Below are 22,994 nucleotides of genomic sequence, written 5' to 3' on the forward strand. Positions count from 1 at the left end.
TTCTTTATACTTGGTTCATATCCATCAGCTGCCCATTCCCCTGTACCGCATCATGGCCTCCAGGTAATAATAATCTGCATAGGAAACCGGAACATTTACCTCTATATCCCCTGGTACACCACCTGAGGAATGCATCAGGATAAAACCGCCATTCTTTCCTGCAGCCGCACGATATTTTGCCGAAGATAAAGACTTCAGCATGGTTTCGGCAGTTGTTAAATATTTCAGTGCGGTTTTAGGATCTGTATAGCCGGCCAATTCGATCAATGCAGCAGAAACAATGGCAGCAGCAGATGCATCTCTGGGCACCTCTGGATATTTAGCCGGATCATATTTCCATGGCGGATTAAAACCGGGCTGGTTTACATTAAAATCCCAGTAAGGAACTTTGTCTTTGGGCAGATTGGGATGGTTGATGAAATGCGCAGCCATTTTTTGGGCTGCTTCAAGGTATTTTTTCACCTTAGTTTCCCGATAGACCATGGTAAATCCATAGATGGCCCAGGCCTGCCCTCTTGCCCAGGTTGAATTGTCTGCAAATCCCTGCATGGTCTCTTTACTTTTAACGGCACCGGTCTCTTCATCATAATCTACCACATGGTAACTGCTGTAATCTGGCCTGAAATGATTTTTAAGCGTTGTTTCTGTATGTTTAATGGCGACGTTTTTGTAAGACGGATCGCCGGTAACTTTTGAGGCAAAGAACAAAAGCTCAAGATTCATCATATTATCGATGATGACCGGAAAGTTCAGCATTCGTTTACCATCCAGGGATTTGATCTTGTTCCAGGATTTGATACAGCCTGTTTTCGGATAGAACCTGGAGACAAGCGATTTTGCAGATTGCACCAGGATGTCCTTATAACGGGCACTATCGAGCAACCGGTATGCGTTTCCAAAACTGCAATACATCATAAAACCCAGATCGTGATTAGCGGTAACATATTGTATCTTTTCCAGGTCTTTTAGCCGTACCCCTGCGTCTTTCAGCAAAGCACTATCTCGCGAATATTCGTAAAGGTATAAGAGGGAACCCGGGTAAAAGCCGCTGATCCAGGAATAGGGGCTTGCCGTAGCAAATTTACCATTTTCAAAAGTACGCGGCACCTGCCCTGGAGGCAGCTGCTGCATCATGAGCTTATATTGTTTAACAGATTGCGCCAATACCTGGTCTGCCAGCTTCAACATTTCCTGCTTAGGCTTAAGCTGATCCTTTGATTGCGCATTACTATGACTTACTCCGAGCAGGAGCAAGAGCAATAAAATCGGGATGTTTTTCAGTTTATCCATCTCCTCTTAAATTAATGCAGGTTCATCTTTATACCCTGCTGCCCGCAAATGCGTGCTGGCACCAAAATGCATCGCATCCTGCTGTAAAGCAAGCTCAAACTCTTGTTTTGCCTTATTTGTATCTTTTAAGCCCAGCAAACCTAAGCCGATCAGGTAATGGCAGTGAATGTTGTTCCTGATATCCAGATCATCTTCAAAGATGAGGAGGTCGGGCAGCGATACTGCAAAATAATCCAGCTTAACCGCATCATTTAAATGAGACCGGCCATAACTGATCAGGTTTTGAAAGATCGTTTTTGCCTTTTCCGGCTCATTGAGCTTAATCCAGGCCAGGCCCTGATAGAAAATTTTATCGGGTTGCTGGTCATTGTAAAATAAAGCAGCTGAAGGTTCTGAAAGTCCTTTTACAGCTATCTGATAGTATTCCTTTGCAGTATCTTTCTGTCCTAAACCATCGCAGGCACAGCCCAGCCAGTAAAATATATCGTTCTCCTGCACACCATGAAGCTTACCCTCGCCCAGGTTATGCGGATATTCCCGGGCCATTTGTAATTTGTCGACCGCAAGCTGGTATTCCTGATCCTTTATATGTTGTTTAGCCATTTCGATTAAACTGTACAGGTACTGACCTGAAACCTTGCCTTCACCACCCTCCCACGGGTGGAACTGTCGTGACATCAGGAGTTGGAACGCCTGCTCATACTGACCGGTAAAATTGTATAAAGCTGCCCTTTCCAGGTATACATCATCTCTGAAGGCGACCAGTGCCGGGTGAACTTCAAGCAATTTCAAACGATCATCCGCTGCTGTATTCAGCCTTTTGTACAATTGGTCCAGCTCCATAAAAATACGGGCATCCGTTTGATCCAATACAAAAGCCTTTTGAAAGCATTCCAGCGCTTTGCCAGCATCATTTCTTTTGTTAAAATAGGCGATACCTAAATTACGCCAGGCTGCCGGAAAATTACCGGTTCTTTTTACCGATGTTTCCCACATGGTTATGGCTTCATCGTACTGCCGTTTATCATACCATAGATTGCCCAGGTAATAAGGTGCTTTACCATCGCTTTCGTTCATGGCTATCGCCAGCTGCAATACCGCTACATCTTCTATCCGGTTGGGAAAACAATAATCCGGATTGGCCAAGGCCCCTTTTTTAAAGGAAGCCAATGCTTTTTGCTGATCGCCCATCTGCTGATAAAACCAACCCAGATAATAAAATACCATAGGATAAGTATCCTCATCACGTTGATCCAGCGCAAAACTGATCATTTCTATAGCCTCGTCATACAGATTCGCAGCAGCATAATCCAAAGCATAGGTGATGTAGTTGTGTACATTCTGCCTGGACAATTTAAACAGCGTATTGGATGCGTTTAATGCTTTTTCATCCTGCCCGCTACTTTGATATAGCTTAGCCTGTTCCAGATAAATAGTCAGGTTAAAAAGATCCCGTGCTATCGCCACCTTAGCCGCAGCAGCGGCCTCCTCCAGCCGGTTCATTTTTCTAAGCACAATTACTTTTAAAGCATGGGCTTTATTGTTCCTTGCATTGCGGTCTATTGACCATTCAATATGGTACAAGGCCTGTTCAAAATCTCCGCGGGAAATGTCGATAAGCGCTAAAGAAAAATAAGCACTATCCTGCCATGCATTGTTCCAGGCTGCCTTATAAAAGTGATCATAAGCCTCACTGTACCTGCCCTGAAGTTTTAAACACAGGCCCAGGTTATAATAGGGCTCTCCATCGTAAGGGTTTGGATTTCGCGAGATCAGCGTTTCAACTGCCTTGTGTAAATATGGCTCACTTTTATGGAATTGCCCCTTCCTTAAGTACCATTTTCCCATGGCATTGTTCACGCGAACATCCTTTGGATCTCTGCGCAAAGCTTCTTCATAATAATCAACCGGGTTGTAGGTAGCATGGCGATACTGTTCCAGGTGCAAGCCTGTAAGAAAAAGCTGCTCATTATTTTCCACGTCCTTTGGAGGCAAAGCAGCTTTCGCAGGCTCGGGAATTTCATTTTTCTGATCAGCGGCGGGTTCATAGCTCAACAGGTTCTTCCCTTCAGAATCTGTTATGGTCAGTAAAATATCTTCTTCCTTTACCTGCGCCGGCAGAGAGATTTCCTTTTCAAATATATTTTCGGGACCGACATTAAAATCTGCTGAATAAATAAGCTCCCCTTTAACAAACAAACAGACCTTGTTTCCCTCCTGAACGGAGGTTGCAAATATTTGAAGGCTTGCTTTTTCTCCTCCCCTGGTTAAATTGAACAGTATATCTTTACTTGCATTTTTTACTACCCCAAGTTCCCGGTAAGGCATGAAATATTGCACAAAAGACTTTTCTTCATAGGGCATCAGCCAGGAAAAGTCGGGCTGGTTATCGGTGTAAACACCTGTCATCAATTCAATGTATGGCCCATCCTCATCGGTAAGGTTCCTGTCCCAGGCTTTTCCAAAATCACTATTTCCCCAGGTCCATTGTTTTTTGCCTGGCGAGATGTGGTGATTGGCTACGTGCAGTACACCTGCCCTGACATCATTTTCATAGCCCCCGACAAAATCATAGTCAGAACGGATGGCCATATAAGATGTAGGCACCGGGATATTCCTGTATTTGGAAATATCTGTACCTGGCGAATAATCCACTTTATAATAAGTCCCTGTTGCTATTGGAAATGTAGATACATCCCGCTTTCCATGATCAAAAACGGCATTTACATCCGGTGGAAAAACAGACTGGTAATCGTCGTTTACTTTTACTGCCGGATTAGCCCACCATAAAAATGTCTGGGGCAGACTGGTCCGGTTGTACAGTTTTCCTTTAATTTCCAGGTATGCTTTATCCGGATGCAGGGTAAAACCAGCCATCCCCTTGGTGAGGAACATTTTTTCTACCTCATTTACCCATACAGTTTTGCTGCCATCGGCATTTTCTTCGATGGTATAATCAACAGGCTCAAAAGTACTGGGGCGGTGGTGTTGCGGCCAGTTGAATTCGATCCCCCCAGAAATCCAGGGCCCGCAAAGACCAACCAGTGCCGGCTTGATCACCTGGTTATAATAAATAAAATGACGTTGTTTAATTTTATCATAGGCCATTTGTACCCTACCGCCCAATTCGGGAAGTACCATTATTTTCAAATATTTATTTTCGAGATACAAGGCTGTATACATCTTATCCGCTTTATCGTCATAGATTTTTTCGATTACTGGATTTGGATAGACAACACCACTGCTTCCCTGGTAAATCCGCTTTTCAAAAAACATTGGATTCTTTTCCGGCTTACCCGTTGCGTATGTAGGGATACTAACCTGTTCTTCCCAAACATTTACAAATAATTCACTCATATATAATTCTTATGCTAAATAGATGATTCTGATCTTCTCTTTAATGTCTGACTAAATCCTGTTCCAGTTCTTCAAGCGTTCTGCCTTTGGTTTCCCGCACTTTGCTTTTTACAAATAAGAAACCCAGCAGGCAAATACCGGCATAGAGATAAAAAGGACCGTAAGTGCCCAGTTTCTCGGCAAGTATCGGAAAGGTAAATACGAGGATGAAATAGGCACCCCATAAGGATACAATGGCTACCGATGAGGCCACACCTCTTATTTTATTTGGGAAGATCTCAGAAATGAGCACCCAGGTAACTGGTGCGAGTGAGGTAGCATACATCGCTATGGCCAACAGTACAAATACAGAAACGATTCCTGCTGCTGCCTGGTTTTGCAGTAAAAGTGCAAGGATGATATACACCATCGATAAGCCAAGAGAGCCGATCAGCATGAGTGGTCTTCGCCCTAGCTTATCAACCTGCCACATGGCAACAAGGGTAAAAACAAGGTTTACAACACCGATGGCAACGGTTTCAAACAGCTGCCGGTCCAGGCTTGCCCCAACGGATTCAAATATGGTAGAGGTATAATTGAATACGACATTGATGCCACACAATTGCTGAAATACCGCCAGGGTAATGCCCACAATTACTGCCGGGCGTACACCTTTAGCCCAAACCGCTTTATAGGATTGTTTTTCTGCTCCTTTTAAAGAATGTTCAATGTCATTAAATATATTTTGTGCATAGCTCGTACTACCGATTTTGCTGAGCACTTCCTTTGCTTTGTCATAACGTCCTTCTTTAATCAGCCACCTTGGACTTTCAGGAAGCCATACCACACCCAGTAAAAAAAGGAGGGAAGGTACAGCTCCGAGGCCAAACATCCATCGCCAGGCTTCCGGTCCGTTATCTGAAAGGGTATAATTGACCAGGTTGGTGATCAATATGCCAATTACAATGGTAAGCTGGTTAAGGGCAACGTTTCGGCCACGGATGCTGGCAGGAGAAACTTCCGCAATATACATCGGGCTTAACATGGAAGCCATACCCACACCAACACCGGCAGCAAAGCGCATCATTACAAAAATGCTGAGCCCGGAGGAAAATGCCATACCAAGAGAGGAAAGCGCGAAAATCAAAGCCGCCAGCATTAAACCAGGCTTACGGCCATAACGATCACTTAAATTGCCAGCCAGCAGGCAGCCAACAATACATCCCAGTGCCAGAGAGCCGGTCAAAAAACCTTCCCACCAGGCATTAAGCGCAAACTCCGTGCGTAAAAAAGGGAGTGCGCCGGATATGACAGCAAAGTCGAAACCGAACAGGTATCCGCCAAGTGCAGAAATAAAAGATATGCAAAGAATATAACTGTTTTTGAAAGTAACCGCTTGCTGGTTCATGCTCATAATTAATATTTGGTTATTGGTTGTAGCCGGTTTATCTATAATTCAAAACTAAGGTACCTATATAGCAATTGAAATGGGCAATTCACCGAAAAAGATAGATTTTCTTACAGTACATGAAAATTAAAATTCAGCCCCCACAGGTATTTAAATCAAAAAAATATCATAATTTTAACAAGTAATGGACAATCTTATGAATATAAGAAAAATTAAAGAAGGTTTCCTCGGGCAGCAGATGATCGTACTTCCACCCGATACCAAGAAGGTGGTTACCAAAAATCCGCTCATCCGGGGATTGTACCTGACGGCTATCGGATATTATCCCAAGGCCATTCATCATGACCGGGAGCGCAAGGCTGGCAGTCAGCAATATATATTTTTATATTGCACTGAAGGAAAAGGCTATGTAGAAATTTCAAGGAAACAATACGAACTGGCCCCAAATACCTATATCATTATTCCTAAAAATATTGCCCACCATTACCGCACCAGCGCGTCTGATCCCTGGAGTATTTACTGGATCCACTTTACAGGAGAAAATGCAGACCTGCTTTATTCCAGATATGCAAGGGACGCAGCACCAGAGGTACAAACCATTGCCTACGATGAACAGCGGACGGAACAGTTTAACCTGATGCTTTCCCTGCTTGAAAATAATTACAGCACAAGGAACATAGAATTAACAAACATCAAGCTGCTCCAGTTCTTATCTTCCTTTATTTACCATGAGGAAATGTATCCTTCTCATTATTCTGTTGACCAGGTGAGTGTTTCTATAAAATTCATGAAAGAAAACCTCACCAAATGTTATGCAATACAGGAACTGGCTGCACATTCCAATTATTCTGTTTCCCATTATTCCGACCTTTTTAAGAAAAAAACAGGTTGTTCTCCTATGCAGTACTTTAACCAGCTGAAGATTCAGAAATCCTGCCAGTATTTATATTTCACCGACATGAACATTAAGGAAATCTGTGTAAAGATAGGTTTTGACGACCCTTATTATTTCTCGAGGATGTTCAAAAAACTGATGGGATCTTCTCCGGCCAATTACCGGAATACCTATAAAAAGAAATAACAGGGAGCTATCTGAAATATTTAAACAATTCCTCAGCGATCAGCTCGTGCCCTTTTTTATTGGGATGGTTACTTTGTGCCATGTAATCTTTTAAGTTATGCCCGCTTTTTGCCAGTGATTTAAATTGTTCAAAGCTATCTGACAATCCGATATGGTATTTTTTGGCCAGCTCAATAAGCTGCCGGCTATGTTGCTGCAAAGGATTATCTGCCATGAGTATATCCGTACTGATATCGGGAGAGGGCGTAAGCAAGATGACTTTTATGCCCTTGCTTAGTGCGGTTTTGATCATTTTCTCCATCGCTACTTTTGATCTTTCCAGGCCAATGCCCCGGTCATTTAAGGCATAGTCAATGAACAACACATCTGGTCTGTGAATAAGCACTTCCTTTTTTAAGCGTTTTTGCCCTTGCTCCGAATTTTCCCCACCAATAGAGGTCGTGATCATATTGATCACTGCAAAGGGGTACAATTGTTTCAATTTAACCAGCAAGGAATGAGGATAGGCATCCAGTGTGTTGACGTTAGGAGTTGCAAAATAACCCGTAGGCACAGAATGCCCATGAAACACCAGGTTAATGGTATGGTTCTCAGGCCATTTTTTAACAAATTCTGTTTTCAATGCCGACAGGTATGTTCCAGGGGCTGCGATTTCCTGCGCAACTGCATTCCCGACAAATATAGCAGATAAGAAAAATAGAAAGGCTAAGAAATAGGATCTGTTCATTTGATATATAGGTTTCTTCATTTATAAAACTAAAGATAAGTACCAACAAGTGTAACTACAGAACAAGGTACGATTGTTATCTTATCAGCTGTGGCAACTGTTTTTTTGAGGTTATGCTGTGCATCAGTAGTATACACATTTACCCGATTCCCTGTTAAATCAAGCAGGTTTTCTGCACCTGTAAGTTGAAATTCTTTTTCCTTTTGTTCGGGATTGACAATCACGACCACTAGTTTTCTTGTGCTTTCCTCTTTATAAGCCGAAACCATTAATGATCCTGCGGCTTTAACCGGATCAGCGACACCATCTGCCACTACCCCGATGCGTTTCATGCCCGGACGGATAAAACGGGAATAATTCCCCATGGCCCATAGCTGCTTGGATTCCAGCACCTGTCCATCATTTTTACATCCTGCAGCATTGATCTTCCCCGAAAGGTCATTGATGTATACCAAGGCATCACTGTAATTATACGGACTTATGGCCAGCCACCAAGCCCATGAGGTCACATTAGCTATGCTAAGATCGTGATGGATAACCTTGGCCACATATAAACCATAATCCATTCCGGTGTTTCGCGGACCTCCCTTGTATTGGTTGCAGATATTGCCCAATATGCCGAATTCTGTTTGCCATACTTCAAGGCGGGGATCAGTTTGTCTGGCTTTTGCCGCAACCTGATGACGCACGTTGATCATATTGGTATCCGGGCAGGTCGTAAAATAACTATGGCCGGAAATCACCCGTTTCACATTTGGACGATCGCCAATATAATTGGCAGAAGAAGGCGAAAAGAACTGGCTGATCTGATCTCCACGCCCGTCGGTATTGTTTCCATAAAGAAAATCCCATTGCCCCGCTTCCCCTATGACCAGTTGGGTTTCCCGGCTCTTTGAAAGGAGCTGAGTGGAAAGCACTTTCACCAGGCCTGCTATTTCTGAATTGGTTGCCTGCGAGCCTTCCTGGCTAATTCGGTCTCTTCCCCAGAACCATTGGGGTTCATTTATCGGGCTTAAAAAATTAAACTTAAAATGAGCGGCAACCGTAGACATGAAACCTGCATAGGCATTGGTCATCCCTGGTTTAATATTCAGGTTTGGCGTATTACTGCTGTTGTAGGTTTTCCCGTTCTGGCTCATAAAGGCTGGAGGTGTAAGCGAAAAACCCAGGGTATAAGGAACACCCCGCTGCTTAGCGGCTTTCAGAAACCATTGCTGCCCTTGCTGTTTTTTCCAGTTATAGGAACCGTTTTCAGCTAAAAAACATTCTTCCCTGCGCCAGTCATCGCCAATGTTACTTTCGGCTCCCTGTTCGTAGCTACCAGACCCAATATTAAACCGCCACAAAGACAGGCCTATTCCCTTAGGGTTTCCGGTTGAAGCAGTATCCATGCTGAACAGCAGATCAGCAATCCGGTTCTTTTTTTGTACATCAGCCCAGTTACCTATGTATTTTGCGGACCAGCAATCGGAAGCTCCGAAGCTGTGGATGGTTTGTTTTTCATCAGTTAACCTGATCCTGATGCTTTGAGGAGCACCAGGTCCAGGTTTTGCTGTTATCTTCTTTTGGGCACAGGCTAAAGAGGTAAGTACGGGCATCAAAATGATGAGCACAAGGGAGAACAAAGTTGGGCGCATATATTTCATTAGTTACCCGTTCTGATTAGTCTCAACCTTTCCAAGGCCATATCATAGGTAGCTTTAAACGTACCTGCAGTATTGTGCGAAAACCCATAATTCGTACCGGCACTGATTAAACCCACAGCACTCACAATATCTATCGGATCGCCATAATCGTCTTTCATATTCGCCCTGGCACTTAATAACCTGAACCAGCCATTCGTGCTGTTGATCAAAGCTTTAGGAGCAGTAAAATTCAGGTTGACAGAATTTCCTGTGGTCTTGAAAGTTCCGGTGTACAAAAAGGCATGGCCAGGCTCTTTCATCAGTTTCGGTGATGTTGCGGTTTCGGCCCAGCCTGCGGTTCCGACCACCACGCTGCTGATCACTGCGAGATAATCGTAAGGCTTATCGGCCGCCCATCCCGGATATTTAGTCGCATCCAGGAAGGGTTTGGAAGGTGTAAAGGGAACTGCAGTTATTTTCCGGGCACTCATGTCAACAGTAATGCGGTAATACCCTTTTTGCGTTACCGGCAATTTAAAGTTGGCTTCGGCCAGCACAGGGGTAACTTTGCCGGATGCAGTACTGCTGTTGCCCAATACATTAGGCCCATCAAGCGTATATAATGCATTGGCCTGGGTGGTAGCCGTAAATGGCCTGTCATTCCCTAAAAAAGCAATAAAACGGATATTGTCTGTAGCCTCGTTGCGGTAGTAATAATCAACAACGAAGCTATTGGCGCCTTGTTTTTTCATAGAAAGCAACGTACCAAAGCCCCTGGCATTTCCACCATTGTCCCAGCCCTGGCCCGTCACTTCAGCCGTATTTTCGGCATCAGAGAGGTATAACCTGTCCATGAAACCAACAGTGATCACTCCGCTTTTGATGGACTTATTACCACTTGCATCAGTTGCTTTAATCAGGTACTGGTATTCTCCTACTTTAGCTGCCGGCAAGGCAAATGTCTTGGCATAAGCATAACTGTTTTGCTGGCCGGCAGCAGGGCTGATCAGCTCTTCCTGGTTAACCAGTTCTCCAGATGCGGTTTCGCCCCATACCTTCACTTCAATACTGGTAATTCCAATGGCATCAGCTAAACTTGCTGCCACATCAATATTAATGGGGTCATTGGCCAGACCATAGAACTTAGTCAGCGTTGGCTTGGTTACCGTAATCACCGGGGGTAACAGGTCAGGGGTATACCCCGGAACCTGGTTTTGTGCAGACAGGTCTTCTACCTTCACCCTGGATTTTGCGACCCCACCTTTACCATTGGTTATGGTCAGCTCGATATAGTGTTCTGTAGGGTTTGCATCTTTAGCAACAACATAGGTCTGATTGATGGTATAGCTACTTTTACTGTCTGCGCTAACTTCGGCATCCAGGTTCCATTCTCCGTTTTTTAACCTGACCTTACTGATTCCCTCCGCATCCTCCAGTGTTGCCTGGAGTACCAGCTTATATTCAGGCCCTATCCAAAGGAGCTGTGCGGCGGCCTGTTTTACCTGGGGTGCAGCTGACAATTCAGTTTCCGGAAACATCAAAGGCTTGCTGCAGGCAGTAATGCCAATCATCACAATGATCAGTCCTGCGATGTTATTAAATATTCTTTTCATGATATAATCTTTAATCAATGATAAAATCTACCATCCTGGGTTTTGCACCAGGTTACCTTTACTTTTCAGTACTTCAACTTCTGGAATCGGATATACATACATCTTGTCGCTAAATACCCTGTCCTCAGCTTTAACCACCAGGTAACTGAAGCTTCCATTCGTATTTTTGCTGATCTTCATCGCCATGATGGGTTTATTTTCAGTTTGTGTGGCTATTTTCCAGCGGCGGACATCGAAGAAGCGGTGTTCCTCAAATGCAAATTCTACCCGGCGCTCATTCCTGATTCGTAAACGCATCTCATCCGCAGAAAGCCCCGGGGGAAGCGGCGGCATAGCTATACCGGTACGTGCCCTGACCATGTCCACCGCTTTTTTGGCCGACATGCTGTAACCGGCAGTTACATCCGGCCCATAAGCTTCATTCATAGCTTCAGCATAGTTCAACAGCACTTCTGCATACCTGAAGATCATCCAGGTGTGTAAACTGGTTGCACCCTGGGCAAGGTTCAGATTTTCATCCACATATTTGCGGATATAGTAGCCGGTTGTAGTCGCCTTAAATTTACCAAGCCCATCTAAACCACCTGTCCAGGCTTCAACCGGGCGTCCTTTAAACGAGGTATTATTTGTCAGGATGCTAAGGCCTAAGCGCGGGTCTCTGTTGGCATAAGGATTGGCCGGGTCATAACCCGATCCGTTTTCGGCAATGGGAAGACCGGTTGTTTTCATTTCATAGGCATCAACCAGGTTCTGCGACGGAGAAGTACTTCCCAAACCTCCCTGATCATAACCTATAGGATAATTATATTTTTCAAAATCATTTCTACTATAGCCCTGCTGTGCAAAAATGATCTCTGTGTTGCCATCTGCCCCATTCCCCAACCTGAACAAGCCTCTATAATCCGTGTGCAACGCATACTTATTTAAGGCAATCACATCATGCGCTGCTTTTGCTGCTTTTTGCCATTTGGCCAGGTCATTGGAAGGATTGTTAAGCGGGCTGGCAGCATACAGCAATACCCTGGCTTTTAGCGCCATGGCTGCTCCTTTGGTTACCCTGCCGCGCCATTTATCCCCATCAAAACCTACCCAGCTCTCATTTAATAAAGGCAACACCGCATCACATTCATCTGAAATAAACTGAACGCATTCCTCATAAGTTTTTCGCTTATAAGTGTTTAATTCGTCAATATCAGTGATAGATTTCAGCAGAATAGGTACCCCTCCATAACGTTTAACCAGTTCCGCATAATAATATGCCCGCAAAAACCGGTTTTCGGCCCTTAGCCATTCTAAATCACGTACCCGATATTTATAAAGGTCTTTATTGGTCACATTGAGCGTATCCCTGTAAATCAGGTTTTTATAATCTGCCGATTCTTCCAGGAAAAGGTTTGCCCGCCTGATGCCCTGGTAAAACAGCCCCCATACATCTTCAGGGTTAAATGTGGCATTCCAGGTGCCTGTATTAAACCGCTGGATACTGGAAATATTGTCTGCATGGTCAGCTTCATCACAACCTGAGGCCAGCATTGCACCATTGATCCGGTTATATCCGATGGTATTAAAAAGGAAGGCATATGCACCATATCCTGCCTGCGAAATGCGGTCATAGTTTACAAATACCTGATCGTCCTTAACATTAACCGGGACTTCCCTGTCCAGATAATCTTTGCAGCCCATAAAGGTGATTAGAATTGCAGTCAATCCTAACATAAATCTTTTAAGTTTCATACGCTATCTTTATTTATCGGGTTAAAATTTAACACTTAAACCCGCAGTATATGTTTTAATATTAGGATAACCGGCACTCAGCGTTTCCGGATCAACCTCCACATCCAGGTCATCCCAGGTTAACAGGTTTAAACCACTTACAAAAACCTTAATGCTTTGCAGGCGAAGTTTGCTGCTGATATTTTTAGGCAGCGTATAGCCCAGTTCAACGTTTCGCAAACGGAGAAAACTGGCTTTCCGGACCCAAAAGTCTGAAGTTGCATAATTGTTTGCACTCAGTTCAGTACTCAACCTTGGAAAGGTTGCCGTATTTGCTGTTTCCGGAGTCCAATATCCTTTAGCTGCCCAGTTGATGATGTTGTTATTATTTACAAATGGCTGAAACATCGATCCGTTCAGCAATACACTTCTGTGTGCAATTCCCTGAAAAAAGAAATCCAGGTTTATTCCTTTGTAAGCCAACCCTGTGTTAAAAGAATAATTTATTTCCGGGTAAATATGACGCCCGATAGCTATCTCATCATTCACATCAATAATTCCGTCGTTATTCTGGTCCTTGTATTTAAGGTCACCTGGCTTTACTACAGAAAACGTTTGCTGCGGACTGCCGATGATGTCGCTCTCGTTCTTAAAGAACCCGATGGCCTCCAATCCGAAATACTGCCCTACCGGCCTGTTTAACCTCGAGCTGTAGGCTTCTTTTCTTGGAATATCGTAATTGGCTTTAATGCGGTTCCTTGCGAAGGAGAACTCCCCGCCAACATAGTAATCCAGCTTTCCAACCTGATTGTTAAAACGGGCAAAAAGCTCTGTTCCATAACTCAGCACCTTCCCCATGTTTGCTCTCGCCCCGTCTGCAATCCCTCCAATCGAAGGGGTGGCATTACTCATATTTACCAGGATATCCGATCGCATCTCCCTGAAAACATCGGCACCGAAACTCAGTTTGCTGTTAAATGCCTTTGCTTCTACCCCCAGGTTATAGATCATTCCCTTTTCCCAGGTAATGTCAGGGTTGGCCGTACCCAGCTGGACCAGCGCGCTGTAAAAACTTGTTCCTGTGCCAAAATAATAGCCCTGGCTGCTCTGCGTGCCCCAGTACTGATTATAGTTAAATCTTGGCGATCCCTTATCATTACCTACTAAACCTGCCGAAGCCCGTATTTTGAGGTAATTGATGGTGGAGTTTTGTTTCCAGAAATCCTCTTTATGCAAGAGCCATCCCCCGGAAACAGCAGGAAAAAATCCAAATCTTTTACCAGGCGCATAGTTTTCGGTTCCGCTATAGGAAAAAGAGAACTCTGCAAAATATTTATCCTTAAAACCGTAATTAAAGCGGCCGGCCAGGTTTTGCATGGCAAAAGGCGACTGGTTTCCAAATACCGTATACTTGTCCTGCTGAAACATCAGCATCCCGGTAAGCTCCGTATCCTTAAACTTACGGTTGTAATCAAAACCCGCCTGCAATATGATCCGGTTATTTTCGTAATTGGGATCAGTTCTGACCGTTAAATCGGTATTGAGTCCGCGCTGTAAATAATACACATAAGGCTCACCCGCTGCGTTCGTTCCCACTATGGGTTCCGCATAAGCATAGTCCCGTGTTTTATCGTACCTGTTGTTAAATTCATTGTCAAACATTAAAGCACCAAACACATTTAAGCCTGTTGTAATCACATCCAGTTTCTGATTTACCCTTAGCGAGGATTGAATATTGCGGTCATGACGCGAAAAGTAGCCCTTCTCCAGCAGATAACCAACCGGATTTATCGGGTAGTTGGCGCTGCCGGTAATTTGCCCGTCAGGACTTCTTACCGAGTATAAATTAGGGGCATAATTAGCCATACTTCTCCATAAATCTTCTGTGGAGATGGTGGGGAACATCCGGTCCTGTATATTACCACCTAAACCAACCTGGGCCGATAAATTTTTAGTGATGTTTAAATCAATGTTACCCCTGAAATTGATCCGGTTAAAATTGAGGTTGGAATTGGTTTCCTGGTTGGTATTGGCATAGAGCCCTTCGTTGGCCATATAACCAACCATCAAAAAATACTTTACCCGGTCATTCCCCCCATTAAAGGTAAGGGCATAATCTTGCAAGGGCGCATTTTTACGGAGGATCTCGTCATACCAGTTTACATTCGGATATAGGTAAGGACCTGTCCCGTCCCTGTATCCATTGAGCTGTTTTTCGGTATATAGTGTAGGGAATCCATCATTTGTTCTGGCCACATTATGTAACCTGGCATAATCATAGGAGTTTGCGAATTCCGGCAGCATAACCGGTGATTGCAAGCCATAACGGGCATTAAAAGAGATATTGATCTTGTCACTTGCCTTTCCCCGTTTAGTGGTAACGAGCAATGCCCCATTTCCACCCCTTACCCCATATATGGCCAATGCGGCAGCGTCTTTTAACACCGTAACCGTTTCTATCTCATCTACAGCAATATAACTTAAGCTATTGATCTGGATGCCATCTACAAGAATAAGGTAACCGTTGTTTAAGCTGGTATGCAGCCCGCGTATATAGCTGACAGGGTCGTCAAACCCGGGTGCCCCGCCATTGTTAAGGATAGACGCTCCGGTAAGTTTTCCAATCAGCGCATTGGTTAAGGACGCGGTATGCGTTTTACGGAGTTCGGCACCCGTTACACTGGTTATAGCTGCGGTAACCTGGTCCCTGCTTTGCCTGCCATAGGCTATACTTACCTTTTCAATGCTATTTTTTAAGGAATCAGCAAGCCTGGTGCTGTCTTGTACTTGCGCAATGGCAGCTACAGGCAATGCATATAACCCTATTAAAAGAAGAATTCTATTTAATCGAAAATTCATAATAATTGCGTTTGTTTTTGAAAAATCAGGCCTGGACATTACCACCCTGGATTTTGAATTAAATAGCCCAAATCAATTTCAGTGCTGTTAAAGGGATACAAGTACATCTTATCCTCCCATACCCGGTCTTCAAACTTTTCCAGTTTGTAGGTAGGAGCTGCACCGCCATACAGTTTGAGGCTCCACATTCCACCCTTCATTACTCCCTCCTGGCCTGCAATTTTCCAGCGGCGAACATCAAAATATCGGTGCTCCTCGAAAGCCAGTTCCACCCCGCGTTCCCTGCGGATCTTCTGGCGCATATCTTCCTGGTTGGTATAAGCGATCCCAGGCATGTTTACCCTGGCCCTAACCTCATTTAACGCAGTGGTAATTTCGTTTGAGGCGCCATTCACTTCATTCAGGGCTTCAGCGTAGTTCAGGTAAAACTCCGCCAAACGGAAAGTGATCCACCTGGGGGCAGCCGATCCGTTCGAAACGCCTTTTACAAATTTTCTTAAAAATCCTACTCCGTTATACCGGTCCAGTTGTTTTGAACCTTGTTCGTAGAAATGATATTTTGTCCCTGAGCCCCTTGACCATTCTGTGCCCGATTGAAATACCGAAGCCTGAAACCTCGGATCAAGATCGCCCAGTTTTTGCATGTATTGCGCATAAGGATAGGCCGTTCCCGGAACCTCGTTCCAGGTTTGCTCTGTTCCATCCGCCTTTTGATAGAATTTGGCAAAATTAAAGGTGATGCCTACATTAACCGGATCAGAGCCCGTGTAAACAATAGTTCCCGGCGTCAAAAAGCGTACAAAATAATTATTGGTCTGTAAGCCCTGTATCCCTGCATCCAGAATGATCTCATTCACATTTGGATTGATAAAGATCTCTTCATAGCGGTCTATAGGATTTGTTTTTCCTTTATAAAGTTCCAGCCCCCACTTCTGGGCAGAATCCAATACCATTTTACTCGCGTTGGCCGCCAGCTGCCAGCGTTCGGCCTTGTATCCGTCGGCATAGCCGATCATCGCCCTCAATTTCGGATCAGCAACGGGTACATAAGTTTCATTGGAATTGAAGAGCGGGCTGGCGGCATACAACAGTACCCTTGCCTTTAAAGCATAGGCAGCCGCCCTGATGATCCGACCCCTGTAATTGCTGCTGTAACTCACCGGCAGGTCATTGGCAATATCATTACAGCTTTTAACAATAAAATTGACAGTTTCTTCATAAGTGCTTCTTGGTATCCGCACGCCAGGAACATCTTCAGCTGAAGAAACTTTGAGCACTTTATCTACAATTGGAATCCCGCCCAGACGCTGCATCAGGTCAAAATGCGCCAGTGCACGCAAAAATATCGCCTCAGCCTTCATGGCACGTTTTTCCTGATCTGAAAAAGGTGCTTTATCCACATTTTCTATAAAAATATTTGCATTCCTGATGCCCTTCCATGGGTATTCACTCCGGAATTCATACCATTTAATGTCTGTCGGACCCCAGTTTCCCTTATTTAATGCTTCAGCACCGGTTAAATTGGCAAAGGCATCAGCTTCATCGGTAGCAGCTGCCAGAATGGTATAAGTTGCTCCATAATGGTAGTAATTATTTTCACCGGATGTCCAGTAATATGGAAATTCGTAAATGGACGCGGTCCTGTAAACCGTCCAAAGGAACTGTTCTGTCTTATCACGGGAAGCAAAAACGTCATTTAAGGTAACATCACTGCTTACAGGCTTTTCCAGGTACTTTTTACAGGAGGAAAGTATAGAAGTAAATAAAATCAGACCACTTATAAAGAATAAATATCTTTTCATATCAATTGGTTTTATGATTAAAATTGAAAATTGACACCACAATTAAACACCCTGTTAGGAGGTGTTACACGTCCCCACAATTCCCGGGCATCTGGGTCTTTGCTATACTTTAAGTCTGTCCATGTGATGAGGTTGTTACCGCTGACAAATACCCGCATCGAGCTTAGGCCAATCCTTTGCAGGGCTTTAGCCGCAAACCGGTATCCAAGCTCGATGTTTTTAAACCGGAAATAAGAAGCATCCTGTACCCAGAAGCTGGAAGGCTGATAATTGTGTTGCTTATCCGGAGAGATCTCGACCCTTGGGAAATCTATTTTTTCTCCGTTGGCATAACGCTCCGGTGTCCAGCGCAGCATATGCCATTCCTGTGCTGCGCTCCAGTCTGACACAAATGGATAAGCCGCCGTATTGCTGAAGCTGACCGAAACATTATCCGTGCCCTGGAAAAGGACGGCCAGGTCAAAACCCTTCCAGGATATTTCTCCAGAAATGCTGTAATTCACTTCAGGAGAACTGGAATAACCAATATTTCCCATATCATCTGTAGTGATCTTTCCATCGCCGTTAAGGTCTTTATATTTCATATCACCCGGCTTCAGGCTTGTTCCCTCCCATTGGGATTTAGGCCTGTTCGGATCATCGATTTCTGCCTGGGTATTGTAAAAACCTTCAAAGGTTAAGCCGAAATATTGATCGATAGGCCTGCCGGTACGCTGCAGCCATTCGTATACCCTTGTTGGTTCATCCTGGTAAATGATCTTATTTCTGGCGAAAGAATAAGCACCCTTAAACCAGTAATTTAAGGATCCTACCTGGTCTTTATAGCCCAGTTCAAATTCATACCCATGGTTTTGTACTTTACCGATATTTGCAGCCGGCAGCTCTGCAGATACCAGTTCAGGAACGGTAGACAGCGTCCACAAGATATCGTCGCGTTTTTCTTTAAAATAATCACCCGTTAATGATAAGCGGTCTGAAAAAAAACGCAGTTCAGCACCTATATTGTATTTTACTGCGGTTTCCCAGGTTACATCAGGATTGCCCAATGCACCCTCAGTATATACATTATAAACCGCCATATTGGTGCCCTGCTGGCCAAATACCACCTTTTGAAAACCACCATTACCCAAAGCATAAGGGCCGTCCAGGTATAAATACCGTTTTCCGCCAATCTTATCATTACCTACTTCACCGTACGATCCCCTGATCTTTAAAAAGGAAAGCCATTTATTTTTCTTGATAAAAGATTCTTCAGTGGCTACCCAGCCTAAGGAATAGGACGGAAAGAAACCAAAGCGTTTGCCTTCCGGAAAGTTTTCTGAACCATTATAACCCATGTTAAATTCTGCCAGGTACCTGTTCTTGTAATCGTAAGTTACCCTCGACACAAAGCCCAAATAACCCGTAGGTAATTTGTAGGCCAGATCAGGAAAATAAGCTTTTTGTAAATTAGCCAGCAACAAGCCTGACACGTTATGCCCCCCTTCGAATGACCTTTTATAATCCAGGGCCAGTTCCCCGTACATTTTCCTGAATTTATCCCTTCTGCTGTCATTTATCCCTTCAGACAGACCATAATAAGGCCCTTCTTCTTTACTCTGGTATAAAATGAAACCTCCGGGACTGGCAGGATCCTTCATCACAGTATAAGCAGGAAAATATTTGCTACGCAGGGCAGTTTTCAGGTAATAGGTATCATAAGCCCCCATACCTCTGATCGACAACCCCTTAGTTATTCTATCCAGCTTATAATTAATAGAAAGGTTGGTATTTAAAGTATTGGCGAATTGCTCCGTAATAAAACCTCCGCCCGAACTGGTCAACCCGGGCTGCCCCCATGGGTTAAAATGTGGTACGCCCGAAGGCAGTCCGATAACCCCTTCAATGTATTTTCCATTTACAAAAGCAGGGCTGGACATCGGGGAAGCATTTGCGGCCCGGTCTATGGCCGAATAGGCTCCTCCGTTTGGTGCAACATTATCCGTAATCTGCTCTCCCAGTTTAACAGACATCGATAAATCTTTCGTCAGTTCGAAATCAAAATTCATCCTGATGGTATAATTGTCGTATTTATGCTTGTAGGGCAAGCCAAAATCCTGTTCCGGCTGTTTATAAGCCCCACCTTGGTTAAAGTAGCCGAAAGAGGTAAAATACCTTAGCTTTTCTGTGCCACCAGAGATATTTGCATTATAACGTTGCTGAAGTGATACCGGACTGATCAGTTCCTTGATCCAGTTTTTACTCGGATGGAATATCGGGTCCTCCCCGGTTTGATATAACCGTAAATCTTCGGCACTAAAGGTCGGCGCTTTTCCACCATTCACTTCTGCTTCATTTCTCAGCGTTGCATAATCGTAAGAATTGAGGTATTTTGGAAGGATAATCGGCTGTACTACGGCCATGTTTCCAGTAAAGTTCACTACAGGTGTACCTATTTTCCCCTGTTTAGTGGTAATGATAATTACCCCATTTGCCCCCCGGACACCATACACCGCTGTTGAAGAAGCATCCTTCAGAATGTTAATGGACTCAATCTCATTCGGATCTATATTGTTATACGTCTCCCTTTCCACCCCGTCCACCATTATTAAAGGGTCTCTGCCCCCGGCATTCAGTGTAGCCATACCCCTGATCCGGATCTGGGCTTTATCGCTGCCAAATTCCCCCGAACTCTGAATGGCTTGAATACCACTCGACAAACCGATTAAGGCATTACTGATTCCGGCAACAGGTGCCCTGACCAGGTCTGCTCCGGAAATGGAGGTGATTGCCCCAGTGGACGTGATTTTTTTCTGTACCCCATAGCCCACAACCAGTACTTCATCCAATTGTTGTTTGTCTGGCTCCATCGATTCGGCAATAAAGGTCCGTCCGTTTACCGGAACCTCCTTTGTCTTGAAACCAATAAATGAAAGGATCAGGATATCGGTTCCTGACGCATTGATCTGGAATTCCCCATTCGAATTTGTCACTGTAGCTACCCTGGAGTTTTTTACTTTTACACCTACCCCTGGCAAGGACACACCGTCTTCAGTAATTTTCCCCCGGGTACTTACAGTCTGCGACACTACTTTTTGGAAAAGTAGAAGGGAGAATACCCATGTAAAAATGAGTATAGCTTTTTTCATATCTGTTTAATTGAGATTGGTTTAAATATTTGGTTATTTTATTGGTTATACAATATTGTAGATATAATGGCGCTAAAAAAATAGACCTTTTTAGGGAAATAATGGACAATTTTCTGCTAACACCTTAATTAACACTGTGCAGGGACAAACCTAGATTATCCTTTACGAAAATTTCTTAAAGGCCGGTAACGCAACCTATGCAGCGAAATTGTTCATATCAATCGAAAAAACAATTCCAAAACCGTCATTTTAGCGTTAAGCACATTTAACCCAGATGATCCAAAAATGGACAATATTACAATTCTAAGCAATTGTTATTATCGGAAAATAACCTACAAGAAACCCTTGTTTAAACAAGAAATTTCATCAAACAGGAAATCAACAAGTTAAATAATAAATATACTGTAATGACATTTTACTGACATTATTAATTCTATTAAACCTACTTTTGCAACCTTAAATACTACAATTAACATCTATTTAACATTTAACACAATTATGAAAAAATTATTACTATCATTAAGCATTGCCTTTTTAGGTTTAGCAGCTCAAGCACAAGATTTTAAACCAGTAAAAGGTGATGTAACCACAGAATTTGGTTTAACAGGCGGCATCAATACCACAAACTTCAATTTAAATGAAGGAGCGGGCTTATTGCGTTTCCGCTATTTTCAAAAAGATAATTTAGCTTATCGTTTAGGTTTCAATGTTGGAAGTCAAAACGAGACCAACAATGCTTACGGCGCAGTAGGTACGCCTAATGAGGGCAAAGAAGGTTCTTCTACAAGAAAAGTTACCCAGTTTTTAATCAACCTGGGTGTTGAAAAACACTTTACTGGTACTGAGCGCTTATCTCCTTATGTAGGCGGTGATATTCTTTTTGGTGCGGGTACTACAAAAACCTCATTTGAAAACGCAACAGGTTCTGCAAACAACCCTGTTTATGCAGAGAATACCAGCAGCGAAGTTAAAGGTCCTGGTTATACTTCCGTAGGTTTACGTGGGGTGATCGGAGCCGATTATTATATTGCTAAACGTTTGTATTTAGGTGTAGAAGCTGGCTTCGGGTTCAATTATGAATCGGCTGGTAAAACTACCTCCACTACAACCATCAATGGGACTACCACTACTGTTAAGACAAAATCTGCTGGTAACAGTTTTGAAATTAACCCAAGTGTGATCACTGGTGTTCGTGTTGGTTTCGCATTCTAATTAAAAGCTGATCTTCGTTAGCTTATAAAAGAAAAGCCTGTTCATGATTTGAACAGGCTTTTCTTTTATACGGGCCATTCCGGCTTTCAACCAGATAGCCTTAATCCTGCCTTAAACTGGTTTTATATCGAACTGTATCGCAAGATTGATCTTTTTCAACATTAAAGAGAAGCCCTGAGCGTCAAATGAAAAGGCACTTCCAGATGTGCCTTAGAATTGTCCAGTATGAGCTTGGCGGTCATTTCTCCCATTTCCCTGAAATCAGTAGAAATGGTTGTAATTCCGTTTAGTATGATCTTTTTTAAGGGGGTTTCATTATAGGAAATCACCCCTACATCTTTGCCTAATTTAAGCTTGAGGTTAACAATCCTTTCCACCAGGGTAACCAGGTCATCTTCCATCAGGTTGATATACACCTCGCCTTCTGCAATCTCCTCAGTAAGGATCTGATTGATCACCTTAGAAGTAAACGCATACTGCTGGCAAAACCGATAAAATCCCTTTAAAATCTCAATGGGGTAATAACTGCGCTTAGGCATGATGATCTTAATGGTATGGTATTTACTCAGGTATTCCCTGGCCTGCTCCAATGCATTATAAATATCATTTTCAAAATTCTCGTAAACGGCAGCATATTCTCCGCTTACACCAGGTACCAGCTTATCCAGCATCACCAGTTTTTCTTTCGGAATCATGTTGATCACCTCATGTACATGGTCATGACCTTCCATAAAATGCGGAATGATCACATAATGGGAATACTCTTCCTTGTTATTGGAAAGCAGCTTCTTAAACAAGTTAAAGTCGTTGTTATAGATGTAAAAATCTACTGCGACATGATCGCCTAAAGCCTTGATAAAAGCATCGTAAATGATCTTTTTATGGGCACTGAGCTTGTTAAACAGGAGGAATATTTTAAGTGTACGCCTAAAATCTGTACTGATGATGTAGTACCCTTTACCCGGCACAGAGCCGACCACCCCTATCTTTTTTAGGTATTTATAGCCTTTCTCTGCGGTATCTCTGGAGATTTCCAGTTCATAGCTCAACTCATTGATAGAGGGCAGCAGGTAATCTTTCTGAATCTTTCCGGATTCTATGGCACTAAGAATAGAATTGGTTAGCTGCAGGTATTTCGGTGTGGACGAATATTCATCTACATGGATATAATCAAAAAATTTAACCGGCTTCATCAGGTTA

13 protein-coding genes are annotated in these 22,994 nt (G+C 43.5%); 2 read left to right on the forward strand and 11 right to left on the reverse strand.

Going from position 1 to position 22,994, the window contains the following annotated elements; genetic code table 11:
* Positions 1-24: 24 nt before the first annotated feature.
* From R2Q85_RS08655 to R2Q85_RS08665, 3 genes are read right to left on the reverse strand one after another with little or no spacing between them, the layout of a single operon-like run.
* Positions 25-1,290: a glycoside hydrolase family 88 protein gene (locus tag R2Q85_RS08655; protein WP_316811364.1), complete on the reverse strand. Its 1,266-nt coding sequence runs from the start codon at positions 1,288-1,290 to the stop codon at positions 25-27.
* Between the two features lie 6 nt (positions 1,291-1,296).
* Positions 1,297-4,647: a DUF5107 domain-containing protein gene (locus R2Q85_RS08660; RefSeq protein ID WP_316811365.1), complete on the reverse strand. Its 3,351-nt coding sequence runs from the start codon at positions 4,645-4,647 to the stop codon at positions 1,297-1,299.
* 40 nt (positions 4,648-4,687) lie between these two features.
* The gene (locus tag R2Q85_RS08665) at positions 4,688-6,034 is read right to left on the reverse strand and encodes a sugar porter family MFS transporter (RefSeq protein ID WP_316811366.1); all 1,347 of its coding nucleotides are present in this window, start codon (positions 6,032-6,034) and stop codon (positions 4,688-4,690) included.
* 196 nt (positions 6,035-6,230) lie between these two features.
* Here R2Q85_RS08665 and R2Q85_RS08670 point away from each other — a divergent pair, with 196 nt between their 5' ends.
* Complete coding sequence (locus tag R2Q85_RS08670; RefSeq protein ID WP_316811367.1) at positions 6,231-7,115, forward strand: AraC family transcriptional regulator; 885 nt, start codon at positions 6,231-6,233, stop codon at positions 7,113-7,115.
* A 7-nt stretch (positions 7,116-7,122) separates the two neighbouring features.
* Here R2Q85_RS08670 and R2Q85_RS08675 read toward each other — a convergent pair whose 3' ends face one another.
* The 7 genes from R2Q85_RS08675 to R2Q85_RS08705 are packed head-to-tail and all read right to left on the reverse strand — an operon-like array spanning position 7,123 to position 20,582.
* Positions 7,123-7,863, reverse strand: coding sequence for an SGNH/GDSL hydrolase family protein (locus tag R2Q85_RS08675; RefSeq protein WP_316811368.1), 741 nt, complete (start codon positions 7,861-7,863; stop codon positions 7,123-7,125).
* An 8-nt stretch (positions 7,864-7,871) separates the two neighbouring features.
* On the reverse strand, positions 7,872-9,488 hold the full coding sequence (locus R2Q85_RS08680) for a glycoside hydrolase (protein WP_316811369.1): 1,617 nt from the start codon (positions 9,486-9,488) through the stop codon (positions 7,872-7,874).
* Positions 9,488-11,080: a hypothetical protein gene (locus tag R2Q85_RS08685; protein WP_316811370.1), complete on the reverse strand. Its 1,593-nt coding sequence runs from the start codon at positions 11,078-11,080 to the stop codon at positions 9,488-9,490. The genes R2Q85_RS08680 and R2Q85_RS08685 overlap by 1 nt, the downstream gene beginning before the upstream one ends.
* Before the next feature lie 27 nt (positions 11,081-11,107).
* Complete coding sequence (locus tag R2Q85_RS08690) at positions 11,108-12,814, reverse strand: RagB/SusD family nutrient uptake outer membrane protein (RefSeq protein WP_316811371.1); 1,707 nt, start codon at positions 12,812-12,814, stop codon at positions 11,108-11,110.
* Between the two features lie 21 nt (positions 12,815-12,835).
* Complete coding sequence (locus R2Q85_RS08695; protein ID WP_316811372.1) at positions 12,836-15,652, reverse strand: TonB-dependent receptor; 2,817 nt, start codon at positions 15,650-15,652, stop codon at positions 12,836-12,838.
* Positions 15,653-15,690: 38 nt separating this feature from the next.
* Positions 15,691-17,454 (reverse strand): RagB/SusD family nutrient uptake outer membrane protein, encoded by a 1,764-nt coding sequence (locus R2Q85_RS08700; protein ID WP_316811373.1) that lies wholly within the window; start codon positions 17,452-17,454, stop codon positions 15,691-15,693.
* A 17-nt stretch (positions 17,455-17,471) separates the two neighbouring features.
* Positions 17,472-20,582 carry a TonB-dependent receptor gene (locus R2Q85_RS08705; RefSeq protein ID WP_316811374.1) on the reverse strand — a complete coding sequence of 1,037 codons (3,111 nt, stop codon included), beginning with the start codon at positions 20,580-20,582 and terminating at the stop codon, positions 17,472-17,474.
* Between the two features lie 498 nt (positions 20,583-21,080).
* Here R2Q85_RS08705 and R2Q85_RS08710 point away from each other — a divergent pair, with 498 nt between their 5' ends.
* Positions 21,081-21,794, forward strand: a complete 714-nt coding sequence (locus tag R2Q85_RS08710) for a hypothetical protein (RefSeq protein WP_316811375.1) — start codon at positions 21,081-21,083, stop codon at positions 21,792-21,794.
* Positions 21,795-21,955: 161 nt separating this feature from the next.
* Here R2Q85_RS08710 and R2Q85_RS08715 read toward each other — a convergent pair whose 3' ends face one another.
* Complete coding sequence (locus R2Q85_RS08715) at positions 21,956-22,987, reverse strand: GntR family transcriptional regulator (protein ID WP_316811376.1); 1,032 nt, start codon at positions 22,985-22,987, stop codon at positions 21,956-21,958.
* Positions 22,988-22,994: the final 7 nt, after the last annotated feature.

Source organism: Pedobacter heparinus (assembly GCF_032678725.1).
In the GTDB taxonomy this organism is placed as follows: Bacteria; Bacteroidota; Bacteroidia; order Sphingobacteriales; family Sphingobacteriaceae; genus Pedobacter; species Pedobacter heparinus_A.

Coding starts and splice junctions, on each gene's coding strand:
- R2Q85_RS08695 (WP_316811372.1), bottom strand. CDS start 15,652: ATGAATTTTCGATTAAATAGAATTCTTCTTTTAATAGGGTTATATGCA.
- R2Q85_RS08700 (WP_316811373.1), bottom strand. CDS start 17,454: ATGAAAAGATATTTATTCTTTATAAGTGGTCTGATTTTATTTACTTCT.
- R2Q85_RS08665 (WP_316811366.1), bottom strand. CDS start 6,034: ATGAACCAGCAAGCGGTTACTTTCAAAAACAGTTATATTCTTTGCATA.
- R2Q85_RS08655 (WP_316811364.1), bottom strand. CDS start 1,290: ATGGATAAACTGAAAAACATCCCGATTTTATTGCTCTTGCTCCTGCTC.
- R2Q85_RS08690 (WP_316811371.1), bottom strand. CDS start 12,814: ATGAAACTTAAAAGATTTATGTTAGGATTGACTGCAATTCTAATCACC.
- R2Q85_RS08675 (WP_316811368.1), bottom strand. CDS start 7,863: ATGAAGAAACCTATATATCAAATGAACAGATCCTATTTCTTAGCCTTT.
- R2Q85_RS08710 (WP_316811375.1), top strand. CDS start 21,081: ATGAAAAAATTATTACTATCATTAAGCATTGCCTTTTTAGGTTTAGCA.
- R2Q85_RS08715 (WP_316811376.1), bottom strand. CDS start 22,987: ATGAAGCCGGTTAAATTTTTTGATTATATCCATGTAGATGAATATTCG.
- R2Q85_RS08705 (WP_316811374.1), bottom strand. CDS start 20,582: ATGAAAAAAGCTATACTCATTTTTACATGGGTATTCTCCCTTCTACTT.
- R2Q85_RS08680 (WP_316811369.1), bottom strand. CDS start 9,488: ATGAAATATATGCGCCCAACTTTGTTCTCCCTTGTGCTCATCATTTTG.
- R2Q85_RS08660 (WP_316811365.1), bottom strand. CDS start 4,647: ATGAGTGAATTATTTGTAAATGTTTGGGAAGAACAGGTTAGTATCCCT.
- R2Q85_RS08670 (WP_316811367.1), top strand. CDS start 6,231: ATGAATATAAGAAAAATTAAAGAAGGTTTCCTCGGGCAGCAGATGATC.
- R2Q85_RS08685 (WP_316811370.1), bottom strand. CDS start 11,080: ATGAAAAGAATATTTAATAACATCGCAGGACTGATCATTGTGATGATT.